Source organism: Massilia sp. BAP21 (genome assembly GCF_057801335.1).
Map to the genome: position 1 here is coordinate 5,637,738 of NZ_CM173596.1, position 17,932 is coordinate 5,655,669.

The 17,932-nt window shown below is 67.7% G+C and carries 10 protein-coding genes; 4 read left to right on the plus strand and 6 right to left on the minus strand.

From position 1 onward, the window contains the following. Window positions 1–91: 91 nt before the first annotated feature. Window positions 92–700 carry a PH domain-containing protein gene (locus ACWYRN_RS24585; RefSeq protein WP_488690407.1) on the plus strand — a complete coding sequence of 203 codons (609 nt, stop codon included), beginning with the start codon at window positions 92–94 and terminating at the stop codon, window positions 698–700. A 169-nt stretch (window positions 701–869) separates the two neighbouring features. Continuing rightward, entirely contained in the window at window positions 870–1,031 is a 162-nt protein-coding gene (locus ACWYRN_RS24590; protein WP_488690408.1) for a hypothetical protein, read from the plus strand. A 15-nt stretch (window positions 1,032–1,046) separates the two neighbouring features. Here ACWYRN_RS24590 and recD read toward each other — a convergent pair whose 3' ends face one another. The 4 genes from recD to ACWYRN_RS24610 all read right to left on the minus strand — a co-directional run bounded on the left by recD (window position 1,047) and on the right by ACWYRN_RS24610 (window position 13,277). Continuing rightward, a complete protein-coding gene (gene recD, locus ACWYRN_RS24595) occupies window positions 1,047–2,990 on the minus strand; it encodes an exodeoxyribonuclease V subunit alpha (RefSeq protein ID WP_488690409.1) in 1,944 nt (647 codons plus the stop codon). Next, window positions 2,987–6,649, minus strand: coding sequence for an exodeoxyribonuclease V subunit beta (gene recB / locus ACWYRN_RS24600; RefSeq protein ID WP_488690410.1), 3,663 nt, complete (start codon window positions 6,647–6,649; stop codon window positions 2,987–2,989). The genes recD and recB overlap by 4 nt, the downstream gene beginning before the upstream one ends. Beyond that, on the minus strand, window positions 6,646–10,047 hold the full coding sequence (gene recC / locus ACWYRN_RS24605) for an exodeoxyribonuclease V subunit gamma (protein WP_488690411.1): 3,402 nt from the start codon (window positions 10,045–10,047) through the stop codon (window positions 6,646–6,648). Before recC ends, recB begins: the two co-directional genes overlap by 4 nt. An 83-nt stretch (window positions 10,048–10,130) precedes the next feature. Next, window positions 10,131–13,277, minus strand: coding sequence for a CHASE domain-containing protein (locus ACWYRN_RS24610; RefSeq protein ID WP_488690412.1), 3,147 nt, complete (start codon window positions 13,275–13,277; stop codon window positions 10,131–10,133). Between the two features lie 108 nt (window positions 13,278–13,385). Between ACWYRN_RS24610 and ACWYRN_RS24615 the strand changes: the two genes are divergently transcribed. After that, window positions 13,386–15,500, plus strand: a complete 2,115-nt coding sequence (locus ACWYRN_RS24615) for a prolyl oligopeptidase family serine peptidase (RefSeq protein WP_488690413.1) — start codon at window positions 13,386–13,388, stop codon at window positions 15,498–15,500. A gap of 278 nt (window positions 15,501–15,778) precedes the next feature. Here the strand turns inward: ACWYRN_RS24615 and ACWYRN_RS24620 are convergent, their stop codons facing one another. After that, a complete protein-coding gene (locus tag ACWYRN_RS24620) occupies window positions 15,779–16,366 on the minus strand; it encodes an acyl-homoserine-lactone synthase (RefSeq protein WP_488690414.1) in 588 nt (195 codons plus the stop codon). Window positions 16,367–16,522: 156 nt separating this feature from the next. Between ACWYRN_RS24620 and ACWYRN_RS24625 the strand changes: the two genes are divergently transcribed. Continuing rightward, the gene (locus tag ACWYRN_RS24625) at window positions 16,523–16,789 is read left to right on the plus strand and encodes a helix-turn-helix domain-containing protein (protein ID WP_488690415.1); all 267 of its coding nucleotides are present in this window, start codon (window positions 16,523–16,525) and stop codon (window positions 16,787–16,789) included. Here ACWYRN_RS24625 and ACWYRN_RS24630 read toward each other — a convergent pair. Then, window positions 16,764–17,561, minus strand: coding sequence for an autoinducer binding domain-containing protein (locus ACWYRN_RS24630; protein ID WP_488690416.1), 798 nt, complete (start codon window positions 17,559–17,561; stop codon window positions 16,764–16,766). The genes ACWYRN_RS24625 and ACWYRN_RS24630 overlap by 26 nt on opposite strands. Window positions 17,562–17,932: the final 371 nt, after the last annotated feature.

The following is a 17,932-nucleotide window of genomic DNA, read 5'->3' on the forward strand; positions in this document are numbered from 1 at the left end:
TTCCCCGCAAAAAATCGTTGCGGCCGCTAATCCGCTATTTGCCAATTTGAAACAGTGCTAATCTGGCTGCTTTCATCACGCGAGGGCGATCATGTTCAAGAGACTGGCAGCGGAAGCACTGGGGTTCAGCGATATCGGCGTCATTGTCGGCGCGGCCGATTACGACAAGGTCGATGCGGACGATTACCTGTTCAGCGAAGACGGCGAGCAGATCTTCTTCCTCATCAAGAGCAAGAAGGACGAATACTGCTTCACCAACCTCGCCCTGATCCACGTGGACGGCGACTCGGCCGTGTCCTCGAAGCGCTCGATCAAGCGCTACGATTATGCGTCGTACCAGATCACCGACGTCAGCATCGAAACCGCCGGCACGCTGGACATGGACATCGAGCTGAAATTCAACCTGGAAGGCACGAAGTTTTCGATCGACGTGAAGAAGAGCTTCATCGAGCAGCTGAAGGATATCTATAAAGCCCTGATCACGATCGGCAAGCAGCAAAAGCGCAATGCGCTGTCGCGCGATAACGCCCTGCGCGCGCTCGATGCCACAGCGTCGGTGCACAAGCTGAATATCGCGCCGGGCGCGGGCAGCCTGGTGAGCCAGTATGGCGAACTGCTGGAAGCGCTGAATACGGCGATGTTCGATACGCACACCAAGCGCGATTTCAGCGACGTGTTCGCCAGATACATTCACAATTGAGCAGGCGGCGCGCCGGGCGCTGTCGCTTACCGGGGCGGCGGGCGGTGCCCGCCTTGCATGCATGCGCGACAGTTGTAGGAAAAATACTACAAAGCAATGATTTTGGGATGTCGGAAACTTTCCGTGAGGCTACAATAGCGCGTCTTTCACCCAGTCAACAATACGCATCATGAACGCCATCGATTCCGCAGCGATCACCGAGCAGTCCATCCCCGCGCCGGCAGCGCCGTCCAGCACGCTCAACTGGTATCCCCTGCTCGGCCTGCTGATGATCGTCCTGGGTGCCATCGCCGTGTATACGCCGCTGGCCCTTTACCTGCTCCGCGATTGATGCACCTGGCGGCGCTCAGCCGCCAAGCAGGGCACGCAATCCACTCGCACGGTGCGTCCTGCGCGCCACCGCCTCCGCCAGCACCGACCCTGCCGGCGACACCAGCGTGAACTCCGCACTCGCACGCGTGATCCCGGTGTAGACCAGCTCGCGCGTCAGGATGCCGTGCCGGTCCTCGGGCAGCACCAGCACCGTGTGCCGGAATTCCGAACCCTGCGACTTGTGCACTGTCATCGCGAACGCCGTCTCGACGTTGCGCAGGCGCGTGGCCAGCACCGAGCGCACGGCGTCGCCTTCCATGAAGTACACGCGCAAGGATCCCGGCCGGGCCGGGTCGCTCAGGGTCAGGCCGATGTCGCCATTGAATACGCCGGTGCCGTAGTCGTTACGCGTCACCATCACCGGCCGCCCGACATACCATTCGCCACCGCGGCGCAGCAGGCCCGCCGCTTCCAGGCGCTGTTCGATGGCGGTGTTCAAACCCGATACGCCCCACTCGCCTTCGCGCACGGCGCACAGGATGCGGAAGGCCTCGAAGCGCCCCAGCACCGCACGCACCCAGTCCTCGTGGGCGCTGCCCTCGGGGCGGTCCACCAGCAGCTCCAGGTAGGGCTGGTAGCCCTCGAGCGCCAGGTTGACCACGTGGTGCTGGTGCGCGCGCTCGATCCAGCGCACCTGGGCCGCATCGGCGCCGCGCAGCACGGCTTCCGCGCCCTCGGCGTCGCCGGCGTTCACGGCCAGCGCCAGTTGCCCGATCGGTCCGCCGAAGCGGCGGCTGTGGCGCAGCATCACGGTCTGCTGGGCCAGCGGGCCGGCGTGGCCGAGGAATTCGGCCGGCAGCTCCTCGCCGCTGGCGCGGTGCACGTAGTCCGCAGTCTCGGCGCTGTAGCCGCCGCGCTGGGCGTCGTGGCACAGGTCGCCGAGCACGGCGCCGGCTTCCACCGAGGCCAGCTGATCCTTGTCGCCCAACAGCACCAGCATGGCGCCGGGCGGCAGCGCATCGAGCAGGCTGGCCATCATCTCCAGGTGCACCATCGAGGCTTCGTCGACGATCAGCACGTCGACGTCGAGCGGATTGCCGGCGTGGTGGGCGAACGAGCGGGTGTCGGGCCGCGCACCGAGCAAACTGTGCAGGGTGCGGGCGGCGCCCATGCGCTCGGTCAACTGGCGCAGCGGCAGCGCTTCGCCCACGCGTTCGGCCAGCTCGCTCAAGGCCTTGTCGATCGACTGTTTCAGGCGCGCGGCGGCCTTGCCGGTCGGCGCAGCCAGGGCGATGCGCTGGCGCGCGGCATCCGGGGCGGTGGCGAACAGCAGCGCCAGCAGGCGCGCCACCGTGTAGGTCTTACCTGTGCCGGGGCCGCCGGTGATGATCGCCACCGAGCCGCGCAGGGCCACGGCGCAGGCCAGCTTTTGCCAGTTCGGCTGTTCGCTGGCGCGCTGCGAGAAAAACAGCAAATCGAGCCAGGAATGGACCTTGGCCGTGTCCACCGACCGGGTGCCGGCGGCGCGGGCGCGGATGCTGGCCGCGACCACGGTCTCGTCGCGCCAATAGCGGCGCAGGTACAGGCGCTCGCCGTCGAACACCAGCGGCTCGCCGTAATCGAGGTCGCCCACCTTCCACACCTGTTCGCAGGCCGCGATCTGGCTGGCCCAGGCCCTGGCGGTCTTCGGCAGCGGCGCCACGGTGGCGGCCAGGCCCTGCCACTGCTCCCCGGTCCAGCCGAGCAGGCTGGCCGGGTCACCGGCCAGGTCGCTCAGTTGCAGGCAGCTGTGGCCGCGTCCTTCGAGTTCGGACAGCACGGTGGCGGCCAGCAGCATCGCCGGCGAAGCACCTGTCGATGCGCGCCCCAGCGAGGCAACAAAGCGCGCAAAGGCGCCCGACAGGCGGCGCAGTTCGCCGGCCTCGGTCAGGCGCGCCACTTCCAGCCACAGGGCGCCGATTTTTTCTTCTTCTGTCATTCGAAACTTCCATTCGCAAGCAGGCGGTCCAGGCCGTCGAGCAGCACTAGGTCCGGCTCCAGCACATAGCAGCCGTGGGTCGCGGTGTTGGCGATCCCGCGCAGGAACAGGAACACGGCGCCGCCCAGTTGTTCGGACGGGTCGTAGTGGTCGCCGAGGCGGCTTTTCAGCAAACGGTGCAGGGCCAGCATGTAGATCGCGCCCTGGATGTCGTAGCGGTGGCCGGCCATGCCCTCTTCCATCGCGCGTTTGGTATAGGCGGCGTCGCTCGTGCCGAGCGCGTTCGACTTGTAGTCGAGCACCCAGTAGCGGCCCTCGTGCTCGAACACCAGGTCGGCAAAGCCCTTCAGCATGCCGTGCAGGGCGCGCTCGGGCAGGGTCGGGCGCGCGACGTTGCCGAGCAGGCGGCGCCGGCACAGGCGATCGAGTTCGCCGATGGCCAGCTCCTCGCTCGGGAACCAGAACTCCATCTCCGGCAGCGGCGCCTCGATCTCGGCCAGGCTGGCGCCGAACGGCGGCAGGCGCGTGGTGGCGATCATGCGCAGCCAGGCCAGGGCGTCGTCGAGGCGGTTGCCCCAGCCGGCGCGCTGTATGCGCTGGACCAGGCGCGATTCGAAGCCCGGGTCGTCGACGGCGAAGCCTTCCTGGGCCATCCATTCCAGTTGCTCGTGCAGGAAGTTGCCCGGCACCGAGCCGCGCGGGAAGCGGTGCCAGGGGGCGTCCTCGCCACGCGGGGCGGCCACCGCCACTTCCTCTTCTTCGAGCAGGGTTTCCTCGGCCGCGCGCTGCGGCGGCGCCGTGGTGTGGCGCGTGATCGAGGTAAACGAGCCGACCGCCCAGTTGCGCTCGAAGCGGGCGTCGAACGGCGCCGGCTCGATTAGCGGCGCGCGCGTTTCCACGCGCTCGAGCATGGTGCAGCCGTCCAGGTCGTCTTCCAGGGTATGCAGTTCGATGCCGCTGCATTCGCCGCGCAGGCGTTCCAGGTGCTCGGCCAGGTGCGGCACCGCAACCGCGTTGCCGCCGCTGAGCAGGTAGCCGAGCGCCGACTCGTGCAGGCGGTTCTCGCCCTTCCTGCCGGCGGCAACGGCCGCCACGCCGAGCCACAGGAAGTGGCGCGCGCGGGTCAGCGCCACGTACAGCAGGCGCAGGTCTTCTTCCAGGCGCGCGCGGTCCACCGCTTCCAGCGCCGCATCCGACAGGGCCAGGTCGATTTTGCGCCCGCCCTCCTCGTCCACATAGTCGAAGAAGGTGCGGTTGCGGCGCTCGGTCTTGCGCGCGGTGACGGCGAACGGCAGGTAGACCAGTGGGTACTCCAGGCCCTTCGACTTGTGCACCGTGATCACCTTCACCAGCTCGGCGTCGCTTTCCAGGCGCAGCACGCGCTCGTCGCCGCCCTCGCCCAGGCCTTCCACCTGCTCGGCGAACCAGCGGATCAGGGCCTGCTCGCCATCGAGCTGGCCTGAGGCTTCCTGCAGCAGCTCGGCCAGGTGCAGCAGATTGGTCAGGCGCCGTTCGCCGCCGGGTTCGCGCAGCAGGCGTGCCGGCAGGCCGAGTTCGTGGATGAAGCGGCGCAGCATGGCCAGCACGCCCTGGCGCTGCCAGCAGTTGTGCAGGTTCTTCAGCTGCTCGACGCGGGTTTCCCACGCCGTTTCGTCGCTGGAGAGCAGCGCCAGTTCGGCCAGCGGCAGCCCGGCCGTGCGCGTGGCCAGCGCCGCGCGCGCCAGGGCGCCGTCGAGCGGATTGGCCACCGCGTGCAGCCAGCGCAGCACGTCCTGCGCTTCTTCGCTTTCGACCACCGAGTCCTTGTCGGACAGGTAGACGCTGGCCACGCGGCGCCGCATCAGGGCCTGGCGGATGGCCGCGGCTTCGCGCCGGTCGCGCACCAGGATGGCGATATCGGCCGGCATCAGGCGCGTGAACGTGCTCCCTTCCCTGAAACCAACCGCCTCGTCGTTCAGCAGCTTGACGATGTGTTCGGCGCAGTGGTGAGCGAAAAATGCGCGGTATTCGTCCGCCTTCATGTCTTCGCGCGCGCTGGCGCTCATGGTCAGCGCCTGGTAGGGTCCGTCGACGCCGACCAGCTCGGCCTTGCCGCCGGCCGCTTCGACCGGCTCGAACGGCAGCGGATTTTCCTCGCCCTTGCGGAAGCGGAAGGCGCCGCTGGCATGGCCCGGATGCGACGGGTCCCGCTCCGCGTACTCGAACACGCGGTTCACCGCCTGCACCAGCGCGGCGGTGGAACGGTAGTTGGTGCCGAGCTGGTAGTGCCGGCCCGCGGTGGCGCGGCGCGCCGACAAATAGCTGTGGATGTCGGCGCCGCGAAAGCCGTAGATCGACTGCTTGGGGTCGCCGATCAGGAACAGGCCCTGCTCCGGGTCGTTCGCGGCCACGCGGTACAGCAGGTCGAAGATGCGGTACTGGTCGGGCGAGGTGTCCTGGAATTCGTCGATCAGCGCCACCGGGTACTGGGTGACGATGCGGCGGCGCAGGGCCTCGCCGTTCGGTCCTTCGAGCGCATCCTTCAGGCGCACCAGCATGTCGGCAAAGCCGAACTGGCGCGTGCGCTGCTTGAGTTCGGCCATGCGCGCGGCGATGTGGCCGGCGGCGTGGCGCAGCAGCGCGTGGGCCAGCGGGTCGATCGCGTCGAGCGCCGCGCGCAGTGCTTCGGTGCCGTCGAAGCAGCCCGGGACCTCGGCGCTGAATCCCTTGCTGAAGGCGTCCTCGATGCCGTGCGGCGTGAGGCGCTTCCAGGCGGTGTCGCTGAATTTGGCGGCGTCTGGTGCCAGCATGGCCGGGTCGGCGGCCCAGGCGCGCAGGGCGTCGAACCACTTGACCAGCGAATCGGCGCGCATCTTGTTGCCGTTGAAGCACTTGGGGTTCAGGTCGCGCTGGCCGGCGATCCAGCGTTCCATCTCGTCGGCGCGCTCGGTCCAGCCTTTTTTCAGGCGGGCGAGTTCCGCCTGCTGGCTGCGCTGCACGCGCGCCACCAGGGCGGCCAGCGGCTCGGGGTCGGGCGCACCCAGCACCGCCGTGCGGCCAACCAGGTCGCGCACCGCGCCTTTCAATGCCTCGACGTCGCGCCAGGTGTCGATCACGGCGGCCAGCGCGTGGCTGCTCAAAGGGTAGACGTGCTGGCGCCAGTAATCGTGGGCGGCATCTTCGAACAGGGCGCGCTCGTCGCTCACCAATTCTTCGTCGAATAAACTGCCGCTATCGAAGGCGTGTTCGCGCAGCATGCGCTGGCACCAGGCGTCGATGGTAAAGATCGCCGCTTCGTCCATGGTTTCGGCGGCCAGCACCAGGCGGTGGGCGGCGACGACGCGCGCGCTGTCGTCGGCGTAGCTCGCAGCCAGGTCCTGCAAATAAGGGTCCTTGCGCGCCGGATCGTCGTGCCCCAGTTCGCCGCGGAAGTAAGCCGCGGCCTGGACCAGGCGCTCGCGCACGCGGTTCGACAGTTCGCGCGTGGCGGCGCGGGTAAAGGTCATCACCAGGATGTCCGAGGGCAGCAGCGGGCGCACAAAAGCCGCGTCGCCGCCATGGCCCAGCACCAGGCGCAGGTAGAGCGCGGCGATGGTCCAGGTCTTGCCGGTGCCGGCGCTGGCCTCGATCAGGCGCGAGCCATGCAGCGGGAATGCCAGGGGGTCGAGCAGCTGGCTCATGCTTCTTCTCCATCGAGCTTGGTGATGTCCACGCCCTCCAGCCAGCGCGCCAGTCCTCCATACACTTCGTCGGCCAAGGCGGGCCAGTTGCCGCTTGCGCTCAGGTGCGCGAAATCGGGCCAGAGGCGCGCCAGACACGGGTCGGCCACTTCGCCCGAGACCTCGAAGCCGCCTTCGTACACGGCGCGCGCGTCGCCATCCTGTACCTGCGCCAGCGCGGTCTTGCAGGCCAGCGGCAGCGGCGCGTCGAGGTTGCGGCGCCACAGGCGCGCCAGGTTCGCCAGCTCGTCGCGGGCGGCGGCGCTGTCGATCGGCGCCATGGTGACCACCGCGTCGCGCGCGACCAGGTAGCCGGTGATGGGCGTCGAATCTGCCGCAGCGGCTGCGCCGGCGGCCAGCTGGCGCAGCCAGGGCACGATCAGCTTGTCGCCGCGCGGCTTGCCGGTCTTGTCGAGCACCTTCGAGGAAATCTGCATCAGCCAGGCGGTTTGCTCGCCATTGCTGCGCAGGCGGTCGATCCAGTCGTCGAGCAGCAGGCCGCCAAGCTCCAGGCTCACCGCCAGCTTGGGCGCCGCCTGCGGGAAGCGCGCGCCGAGGCGCAGCCAGGCGCTTCGTACCGGCACCAGGCCTTCGACCAATTGCTCCTGCCACTGGCGGCCCAGCAGGCCGATCGGCAGCACGCCTTCGCGCGCCAGGCGTTCGGCGCGCGCGTCGAGCGTGGTGCGCACTTCGTCGAGTTCCTCGGGCTTGCCGGCGTCGTCGAGCAGGCTGTCTTCCAAAAAGTAGCGTTCGAGGGCATCGAGGGCGAACGGTTCCTCGTCCTCGCCGATCACCTCGGCCTCGCCGAACATCACGCCCAGGCGGCGCCGGAAGAAGTAGCGCGCCGGCTGCTTCAGGAAGCTGGCCAGGTCCGACAGTTTCAGGCGGAACTCGGAATCGAGTTCATACGGCGGCAAATCGCCGGCCGCGCCGCCTTCCTGCGCGCCGTGCGCCGCGCGCCATTCGCGTGCATAGGTCAGCAGGCCGCCTTCCTCGAAGTAGCGGCGGCTGAAGGGCTGCAGCGCGTGCTCCACGGTGATGTCGTGCAGGTCCAGGTGCCAGCCCAGCTTCAGGTAATCGCGCAGCTGCGACACCAGCACCGACGGCGGCTGCTCGCTGTTGTCGCGCACGTTGCGGCCGACCCAGCTGATGTACAGCTTGTCGCGCGCGGCCAGCAGGGCTTCGAGCATCAGGTAGCGGTCGTCGTCGCGGCGCGAGCGGTCGCCGGGGCGGTGCATGCCGGGCAGCGCCAGCAAATCGAAGTCGGCCTGCGGCGCGCGGCGCGGGAAGTCGCCGTCGTTCAGGCCGAGCAGGCACACCACGCGGAAAGGCACGGCGCGCATCGGCATCAGGGTGCAGAAGGTCACGCCGCCCGAGACGAACTGGTGGTTCAGGGTCGGCTGGTCGATCTGGCTCAGCCAGGCTTCGCGCAGCACGGCCAGCGGCACCGGCTCGTCGAAGCCGCCCGCCTCCGCCATTTCGAGCCAGCATTGCAGGCCCTCGTTCAATTGCGACAGGGTCAGGCGGTCGCCTTCCTCGCGGCCGTCGAAGAAGGTGGACAGCAGCTCGCGCGCCTCCGCGCCCCACTCCGTAGGGGTGCGCGGCTGGGCCAGGCGCGCGCGCCAGTCCAGCAGGCTTTCGACCAGCTGGGCCAGCGAACCGGCCAGGGCGGCGTCCAGGCCGCCGACTTCGGCGTAGGGCTCGATGTCGCCGTAGCGTTGGCCGGCGCCGCTGGCGTAACCGAGCAGCATGCGCCGCACGCCGAAGATCCAGGCATTCTGTTCGCCGGCGGCGCCCAGGCCCAGGCCGGCACGGTGTTCGCCGTCCAGGCCCCAGCGCACGCCGGCGCCTTCGATCCAGTGGCCGAGCGTGGGCAAATCGTCTTCATGCAGACCGAAGCGGGTGGCCACGGCCGGCACGTCGAGCAAATCGCGTACTTCGCTCTGGCGGCAGCGCTGCTGCGGCAGGCGCAGCAGCCACTCGAGGGCGACCAGCAGCGGATTGACGCTGCGGTCGCGCGTGTCGCCGATCTCGAAGGGGATGTAGCGCGGGTCGCTCCTGCGGTGCTGGTCGAACACGGCGTGGATCGCCGGCGAGAAGGTGTCGATGTCGGGCACCATCACCACCACGTCGCGCGGGCGCAGCGTGCCATCCCGGGCGAACATCGCCAGCAGCTGGTCGTGCAGCACTTCGACTTCGCGCTGGGTGCTGTGGGTAACGTGTAACTCGATCGAACGGTCTTCAGGCTCGGGCGGCATCTGCGGGTGCTCGGATAGCGGCAACAGGTCGCGCACGGCCGCCTGCACCTGCTGCAGCAGGGTCTCGCCCTGGCCGTCGGAGAACAGGTCGATGCGCAGCTTGGTCATGCCGGCGGTTTCGGGGCGCCCTTCCTCGTTGTCAAATTCGTCGAGCATGCGCACGAAGTCGCGCCCCTGCCGGCCCCAGCTCGCCAGCAGCGGGTGGCTGTGCGCGTGCAGTTCCTCGATGGGGAGTGAAGCCAGGTCGATACCGCCGCGTTCCGGATGGCGCTTATGGGCCGCCTTCAGCAGTTCGCGGCCCTCGATGATGTCGCCCCAGTAGAACTGGCAAGGGTTTGGCACCGCCAGCAGCACCTGGGTGTGGCGCGACAGCGCGGCGATCGCCTGCAGCGTCTGGTACGGCAGGGCCGACATCCCGAACAGCACCACGCGGCGCGGCAGGCGGTGCTTCGGCTGGTCGCCCGAGAGGATCGCGGAAACGAAGACTTCGTGGATGGCGGCGCGCCCGGTGCCGCGCTGCATGGCCGGCACGCTCTCGTGCACCGCGCGCCACAGGCGCGCCTGCCAGCACTGGTCGGCGCTAAGGGGCACCGGGTCGCCGCCTGCGCGGCGCAACTGGTCGCGGCCGATTTCCCAGTCCGTCAGCCAGTCGGCGCGGTACACCTGGTACTGGTCGTACAGATCGGCCAGGCGCTCGGCCAGCTGCAGGCGCCGCTCGGGGCAACCGTCGCCCAGGAAGTGGGTGAGCGGCGCGAACACGGGTTCCTTCAGCAGCGTCGGCAAGAGACGCATCAGGCGCCAGGTAAGCGGGTCCTTGTCGAACGGGGAACGGGTGGGCACGCGCTCGCGGCCCAGGGTGGCGCGGTAGGCTTCCCACAGGAAGCGCGCCGGCAGCGCCACGCGCGTGGCGGCGCACACGCCCAGGTCCTGGGCCAGGGCAATCTTGAGCCACTCGGCGAAACCGTTCGACTGCACCAGGATCGTTTCCTGTTCCAGCGGCCCAAGCGGGTGCGTGCGCAGCCAGTCGAAGACGGCTTCGCGCAGCATTTCCATCTGGTTGCCGTGCAGGATCAGCAGGCCGGGCGTGATAGTCGAGGACATGGTGAAAGTGGGCGCAGTATGCTTGGGCAGTTCGGCGCCACAGCATACTCTTTTTGCCCCGCCGGCGGAAGGCGGCCGGTGCTTCAGCGATGATCCGTCGCGCGCGCGCCAAGTTCCGCCGCGACCTGGCGCTCCAGCCGTGCAAACAGGCTGCGCAGGCGGGCCCCGAGGGCACGCGCCTGGGCCACGGCGCCGCGCGCGTGCTGCTGTTCGAGCTCGGCGCAGACCTCGCCGAAGGCCATCGCGCCCACCGCCCTTGCCGACGACTTCAGGCGGTGCGCCACCGCGCCGGCGCGTTCCAGGTCGCCCGACGCCAGCGCGATGTCGATCTCGGCCAGGCCTTCGCGCGCGCTGTCGAGGAACATGAAGGCATATTTACGCAGCTTTTCCGGGTTGTCGCCGAAGGTGGCGGCGAGCACGGCGATGTCCAGCAGGGGCGCGGCGCCGCCGGCGTTCTTCCCCTCGCTGCGCGGCGCGGTCTCGGGAGCACGGGCGTCCGGCATAGGGGCGTCCGGCATACGGGCATCCGGCGCAGGGGCGTCCGGCATATAGGCGTCCGGCATACGGGCGTCCGGCGTACGGGCATCCGGCACCGTGACGGCCGCCTGCGCCGCCGCGCCGCGCCGGATCGCGCGCGCAATGGTCGCCGCCAGGTGTTCGGGCGCCACCGGCTTGGTGAGGAAGTCGTTCATGCCGACCGCCATGCAGCGCGCCTGGTCCTCGACGCCGGCGTTCGCGGTCATGGCGATCACCACGGTGTCGGCCAGGCGCGGGTCGGCGCGGATGCGGCGCGTGGCCTCGAAGCCGTCCATCACCGGCATCTGCACGTCCATCAGCACGCAGTCGAACATCTGGCGGTACATCTGCACCAGGGCCTCGGCGCCGTTGTTCGCCACCACCACCGTGGCGCCGGCCTCGCCCAGCAGCTCGCGCCCGACCTGCTGGGAGAATACGTTGTCCTCGACCAGCAGGATGCTGCGCCCGTCCAGGCGCGCCGGCGCGCTCGGCGCCGCCTGCTCCACGCGCCGGCGCGGCTGCTCGTCGCGGCCCAGGCGCGCCGTGAACCAGAAGGTGCTGCCGCGCCCCGGCACGCTCTCGACGCCGACCTCGCCGCCCATGGCCTCGGCCAGCTGCTTGCTGATCACCAGGCCCAGGCCGGTGCCGCCGTAGCGCCGCGTGGTCGAGGGGTCGGCCTGGTGGAAGGACGTGAACAGCCGTCCCAATTCCTCGGGCGCGATGCCGATGCCGCTGTCCTCGACCTCGAAGCGCACCAGGGTCTCGTGGCCGAAGGCGTTCAGCGAGCGGGCGCGGATCACGACGCTGCCGCGCTCGGAAAACTTGATGGCGTTGCCGGCGAAGTTGAGCAGCACCTGCTCCAGGCGCAGCGGGTCGCCGCGCAGGGGCCGCGCCAGTTCCGGCGCGATGTCGAATTCCAGGCGCAGGCCCCTGGCGGCTGCCGCTTCGCCGAGCTGGGTTTCCAGGCCCTGCATCAGGGTGTCGAGGCGAAATTCGAGCTGCTCGAGCTCCAGGCGCCCTGCCTCGATCTTGGAAAAGTCGAGGATGTGGTTGATGATGCCCAGCAGGTGCTGGCCCGAGTGGTAGATTTTTTCCAGGTAGTCGCGCTGCCTGGGGTCGGGTGCATTTTTCAGTGCCAGATGGGTCATGCCGATGATGCTGTTCATCGGCGTGCGGATTTCGTGGCTCATGTTCGACAGGAAGTCGCTCTTCGCCTGGTTGGCGGCGTCGGCCTGGGCCTTCAGCTGGTGCAGCTCGGTGACGTCGGTGGCCACGCACAGCACTCCGCTGACATCGCCCTCCAGGCGCACCGGCACCTTCACTTCCCACAGCTGCAGGGTGGCGCCGTCGGGCAGCTCGACGCCGACCTGGCTGGCGCGCCGGGTGCCGTCGAAGACGTTGCGCTCGCGCTGCCAGGCGGCGTCGGCCTGGGCCACGGACATCACCTCGCGGTCGGGGCGCCCGACGATGTCCTCGGCCGGCTTGCCCAGGGCCAGCGCCATCTTCGCGTTCACGTAGCGGTAACGGCGGTCGCGGTCCTTCATGTAGACGTAGGCGTCGAGGTTGTTGAGCACGGTGTCGAGCAGGGTGCGCTGGTCGATCGCGCCGCGGCGCGACCAGTACAGCGACAGGAACAGGCTGTACACCAGCAGGGTCCCGAGGAAGCCGCCGGCCAGCGCCAGCCAGGGGAACCAGCGGTCGAAAGGCGAATACAGCTCGCTCTTGCGCGCGCTGAAGTGGGCCTTCCAGAGCGAGCCGCTGAAGTCGACCGGCAGCACGGTAGCGAAGCGCGTGTCGTCGCGCCGCGCCGTGCGCACACCGGCGTCGCCCGACAGCAGGCGGTCGTCGGGCGCCAGCGCCAGCCGCGGGCTCTGCGCGGCCTTGTCGGCCCCGCTGCCCTGGCTGGCCGCGAACAGCGACAGCGTCAGGGCCGGCCCCTGCTGGCCGGAGAGCGCGCGCTCGACCATGGCCTGCACCGAGAATGCCACGCCCACCGCGCCGGCATAGGCGGCGCGCCGGCCCGCCACGTCGGTCGGGGCGGCATCGGCCAGGTAGACCGGGGCGCGCATGCCGAGCGCGATGTGCGGCGCCGGCAGCGCCACCTGGATCGGGTGGCCCGAGGCGCTCATGCCGCCGCTGTCGCGCGCCCGCGCCATGGCCTCGGCCACCGGGCGGGCGGCGCTCAGGTCGACGCCCAGCTTCTCGGGCAGCATCTCGGGCGGCTCGATGTAGGTCAGCACGTTGTAGCTGGCACGCCGGCCCGCCGGGCGGATGTCGAATTCCGGGTAGCCGCCGGGTTCCAGCGTACGGTCGGCGCGCACGGCGGCGACGAAGCTGTCGCGTTCGGCGTCCTTCACTTCCTGGGAAAACGAGACGGCATCGATGGCCGGGTAGTTGGCGCGCACGTCGAGCAGCGCCACGTAGCGGTGGAACTGCAGGCGCGTGACCGGCGTTTTGCTCGACGAGAACAGGGCCGCCAGCGCGCGCGTGACCTCGGAATACGACTTGATGGAATTGGCCAGGCGCTCCTGGGCGGCGTGCGCGCGGTTCTCGAAACGGCGCCGCGCTTCTTCCTCGACGTTGCGGCTGGCGCCCATGTGCAGCAGCGCGCCGACCAGCAGCGCCAGCCATGCTCCCGCCGCCCACGACACGATGCGGGTGGTGCCGCGCGCACCAAAGGCGGCGCCGATGCTGCGGGGGATCGAAAGATTCATCGCATTGCCCTGCCAGGTCGCTTACTGATGGGTACGATAATTCATTGGTAATATACGCGATCAGTGCGCCGGGGGGCGCTCGACAGTAAATACACGAACATGCGAAAAATGGCAGCGAAAGTAGTGATCGGATTGGCGGCAGGATTGGGCGCAGGACTGGCAAGCGCGGGCGACGCGCCGGCATCGGCATCGGCACCCGCGCCGGCATCGGGTGCGGCCGACCCGCACCTGTGGCTGGAAGACGTGGCCGGCGACAAGCCGCTGGCCTGGGTGCGCGAGCACAACGCGGTGGCCGAGCGCGAACTCGGCGGCGCGGCCCACGAGGCACTGCGCGCGCGCCTGCAGACCATCCTCGACGCCAGGGAGCGCATTCCCTACGCCAGCAAGCACGGCGACTACCTGTACAACTTCTGGCGCGACGCCCAGCACGTGCGCGGCATCTGGCGCCGCACCACCCTGCTTGAATACCGCAAGGAAGCCCCGAACTGGGAAACCGTGATCGACCTCGACGCCCTCGCCCGCAGCGAGAACGAGAACTGGGTCTGGGCCGGCGCCTCCTGCCTCGAGCCGCGCGGCGACCGCTGCCTGGTGTCGCTCTCGCGCGGCGGCGGCGACGCCCAGGTGGTGCGCGAGTTCGACCTGAAGACGCGCGCGTTCGTGGCGAACGGCTTCGCGCTGCCGGAAGCGAAGAGCAGCATCGCCTGGATCGACCAGGACACGGTCTTCGTCGGCACCGACTTCGGCAAGGACACGATGACCACCTCGGGCTATCCGCGCATCGTCAAGGAGTGGAAGCGCGGCCAGCCCCTGGCCAGCGCGCGCACCGTGTACGAGGCCGGCGCCACCGACTTGTCGGCCTCGGCCAGCCGCGACCTGACGCCCGGCTACGAGCGCGACTTCGTCTCGCGCCAGATCGACTTCTATACCTCGGAACTGTTCCTGGTTGATGCCGGCAAGCTGGTCAAGGTCGACAAGCCGCTCGACGCGAACGCCTATGCGGTGCGCGACCAGATGCTGGTCGAACTGCGTTCCGACTGGACGACCGGCGGGCGCACCTGGCCGCAGGGCAGCCTGCTGGCCATGAACTTCGACCGCTTCATGCGCGGCGAGCGCGATTTCGAGGCGCTGTTCACGCCGAGCGCCACCACCTCGCTCGACGGCGTGGCGGTCACGAAGAACGCGCTGCTGCTGACGGTGCTCGACAAGGTCAAGAACCGCGTGGTCGAACTGCGCCGCGTCGGCAACGCCTGGCAGCGCCGCGACGTCGCTGCGCCCGGCATCGGCACCCTGGGCGTGTCGGCGCTGGATCACATCGGGTCCGACCAGTATTTCCTGACCGTGACCGACTTCCTGAACCCGACCACGCTCTACCTGGGCGAAGCCGGCGCCGATGCGCGCGAGCGCGTGAAGGCCATGCCGGCTTACTTCGACAGCAAGCCCTATACGGTGACGCAGCACGAGGCGAAGTCGAAGGACGGCACCCTGGTGCCCTACTTCGTGGTCATGGACCGCAAGGCGAAAATGGACGGCAAGAACCCGACCGTCCTGTACGGCTACGGCGGCTTCGAGGTCTCGCTCAAGCCGTCGTACAGCGGCTTGATCGGCAACGCCTGGCTCGAGCAGGGCGGCGTGTACGTGCTGGCGAACATCCGCGGCGGCGGCGAATTCGGCCCGCGCTGGCACCAGGCGGCGCTGAAGGAAAACCGGCAAAAGGCCTACGACGATTTCATCGCCGTGGCCCAGGACCTCATCGCGCGCAAGGTCACCAGCCCGCGCCACCTCGGCATCATGGGCGGCAGCAACGGCGGCCTGCTGGTTGGCGCCACGCTGGTGCAGCGCCCGGACCTGTTCAACGCCGTGGTGTGCCAGGTGCCGCTGCTCGACATGGCGCGCTACCACAAGCTGCTGGCCGGCGCCTCATGGATGGGGGAGTACGGCGACCCGGACGATCCTAAGCAGTGGGAATATATCTCGAAGTATTCGCCTTACCAGAACGTGTTCAAGGACAAGCACTACCCGCGCGTGCTGTTCACCACCTCGACCCGCGACGACCGCGTGCACCCGGGCCACGCACGCAAGATGGCGGCGCTGATGCAGGAACAGGGGCATGACATCCTGTACTGGGAGAATACCGAGGGCGGACATGGCGGCGCGGCCAACAATGCGCAGGCGGCGCGCATGTGGGCGTTGACGTATTCGTTCCTGCTCAAGCAGTTGAAATAAGACGAAGAAGCGCCGCTCCTCGCGGCGCTTTTTTTCGTTGACGGTGGATATCGTAGGGTGGGCACCCCGTGCCCACGCGGTACGTGCGCCTCCATTTTGCGTTGGCGGCGACGTGTCGCTCGAATCGCTCGACAACGGCCCGCGGCCATCGCATGCCTTGCGGGCGACACCTCCCCGCCGCTGACTGCGGATACGTGCGTACCGCGTGGGCACGGAGTGCCCACCCTACGTTCGTGCTGCGGGCCTCGATAACGTCATCACGACGCGCATGGCGCCCCTCAACTCGCCAACCGCCGATCGAACAACACCCTGCACGTCGGCTCGATATCCACATACAGCGCCACCGCCGTCTCGACCCCGATCACCAGCGGCGGCCCGAGGCGCTCGGTCACCACGCCGGCCCTGCGCAGCAGCCGTTCGATTGCCGTGGTGGTCACCGTCACGTAGCGCTCGATTCCCTGCTCGTGCCCGTAGCGGATGATCGCGGCGATCGACTCCATCGTGATTTCCGAGAAGCCGAAGTGGCTACAGCCCTCGGTTTCGATGGCGAAGCGCGACAGTTCCCAGATGTGTTCGTCGCACGGCGCCGGCTGGCCGTGCAGCAGCTGGGCGAAGGAGTCCTTCAGCATGTAGGGGCCTTCGGTCGGCAGGATGCGCCAGCAGCCGCGCAGCACGCCGCCGCCCGGCTCGCGCATCATCATGTAGTGCGGTTCCAGGGCGTCGTAGCCGTCGATCTCCATTCCCGAGAGCACCGGCACTTCCCAGCCCAGCCGGCCCTGGAACACTTTTGCGCGAAGCGTGTGCATTTCCCACAGATCGCGGGATTTGAATTCGCGCCGTGCTGCGATATTGATCTGCAGTACCATGTTGTTCTCCCTGTGTCGTGAATGAAAAAGTATGCGAAGCGCATAAAGAGTCATGCAATATGGGCAGCATGGGAACTAGCAGCTCTGCTAGGTGGGCTATGGGGAACGGGAGTGGAATACTAAGGTTTTGCTACCGAACAACCAGGAGACCGCATCATGCCGAACGACTTCGTAAGCGAAACCATGCTGGCCCGCCCGCAGCTGCAGCCAGCCCTGCACCAGCCCCCGCGCGCGGCGCACGTGGACCTGCGCCAGTTCCGCATCAGCAAGCGCGAAAGCCAGGAAAAGTTCTGGGGCCGCTTCGGCGTGACCCAGTCGAGCGGCAGCCGCTTCGAGACGGGGCTGGCGATTCCGGCCCCGGTGGCGATCCTGCTGAAGCTCTACGTCAACGGCAAGCTCAACGATGGCGATCTTCAGGGCTGATCAGCCCGAGCGCAATCGCCTTCACCACCGCCTGCTGGCGGGTGTTGACGTTGAATTTCTGGCGCACGTTGGCCAGGTGGAAATTGACGGTCGCCTCGGAACAATTGGTGATCTTTGAAATTTCCCAAGACGATTTGCCCGCCATGACCCAGTTGAGCACTTCCAGCTCGCGCCGGGTCAGGCGTGGCACCGGCTCGCTGCCGAGGCCGTTGTTCATGAAGCGGATCGCCGAGGCGAACGCATAATCGCGCACCAGGGTCAGCGTCGGCATCACATGGTCGATCGAGCGTGTGAAGTCCTGGTTCGCCGGCGCATCCGATGCGAAGCTGAGCACGCCGAATTCGCCGTTAGGCCCATGCACCGGCAGCGTCACGCCGGTACGAATCCCGTAGGCACAGGCTTCCTCGTACAGCGCACGCCCCTCTTTCCCGGCAAAGGTGCCGGGTTCCCAGACGATCGGCAGCGTGCTGCTCAGGCAATGGTCGACCGTCGGGTCGACATAGGCCAGGCGCTCGGCATCGTAGTGTTCTCGCCATGCCGACGAATAATTGCTACGCAAAAAAGCGCGCTCGAATTGGGCATGGCGCGAGCCAACCATGCCATACAGCACCTGATCGAAGCCGAGCTGGCGTGCCAGCCCGAACAGGATCTGGCTCCAGACGCCAGGATCCTGTATCTCCATCAGCTGCACCAGTTGTGCAGTCTCGACCATGTGTGCTCGCTTCTGACTGAAATGTGAAATCACAATGGTAATCCAATCGCCCGCCAGCATAATGCAAAATGGCAATTTTATTAAGTCGCGGCGATGGAATGTGAGAATTCGTGGTCGTCATCCGACAACACAATTTTGTTAAATAAAAGAAATACGGATGACGTTGGTATTTTTACTCCAAGTAATACGGTTATGTCCATTACTTATTTCAATCGTGCAAGAAGACGCTCTGCCATCATGTGATAAGGATTTCAGGCGCACCGCTTATATTGACCAGGCATGCAGCAAGTTCACCGCACCCAATCAAACGTGCGCCACGCGTTTGCCGCCTGGGCTAAGCTCCGCGCGCCTGTATAAAAATTATTTCAATCCTGCAAGACTTTCCAGTGCGTACTTGACTTGACCCTGCACAAGCGTATCGTTGAATACTT

Coding starts and splice junctions, on each gene's coding strand:
- ACWYRN_RS24585 (WP_488690407.1), top strand. CDS start 92: ATGTTCAAGAGACTGGCAGCGGAAGCACTGGGGTTCAGCGATATCGGC.
- ACWYRN_RS24590 (WP_488690408.1), top strand. CDS start 870: ATGAACGCCATCGATTCCGCAGCGATCACCGAGCAGTCCATCCCCGCG.
- recD (WP_488690409.1), bottom strand. CDS start 2,990: ATGACAGAAGAAGAAAAAATCGGCGCCCTGTGGCTGGAAGTGGCGCGC.
- recB (WP_488690410.1), bottom strand. CDS start 6,649: ATGAGCCAGCTGCTCGACCCCCTGGCATTCCCGCTGCATGGCTCGCGC.
- recC (WP_488690411.1), bottom strand. CDS start 10,047: ATGTCCTCGACTATCACGCCCGGCCTGCTGATCCTGCACGGCAACCAG.
- ACWYRN_RS24610 (WP_488690412.1), bottom strand. CDS start 13,277: ATGAATCTTTCGATCCCCCGCAGCATCGGCGCCGCCTTTGGTGCGCGC.
- ACWYRN_RS24615 (WP_488690413.1), top strand. CDS start 13,386: ATGGCAGCGAAAGTAGTGATCGGATTGGCGGCAGGATTGGGCGCAGGA.
- ACWYRN_RS24620 (WP_488690414.1), bottom strand. CDS start 16,366: ATGGTACTGCAGATCAATATCGCAGCACGGCGCGAATTCAAATCCCGC.
- ACWYRN_RS24625 (WP_488690415.1), top strand. CDS start 16,523: ATGCCGAACGACTTCGTAAGCGAAACCATGCTGGCCCGCCCGCAGCTG.
- ACWYRN_RS24630 (WP_488690416.1), bottom strand. CDS start 17,561: ATGCTGGCGGGCGATTGGATTACCATTGTGATTTCACATTTCAGTCAG.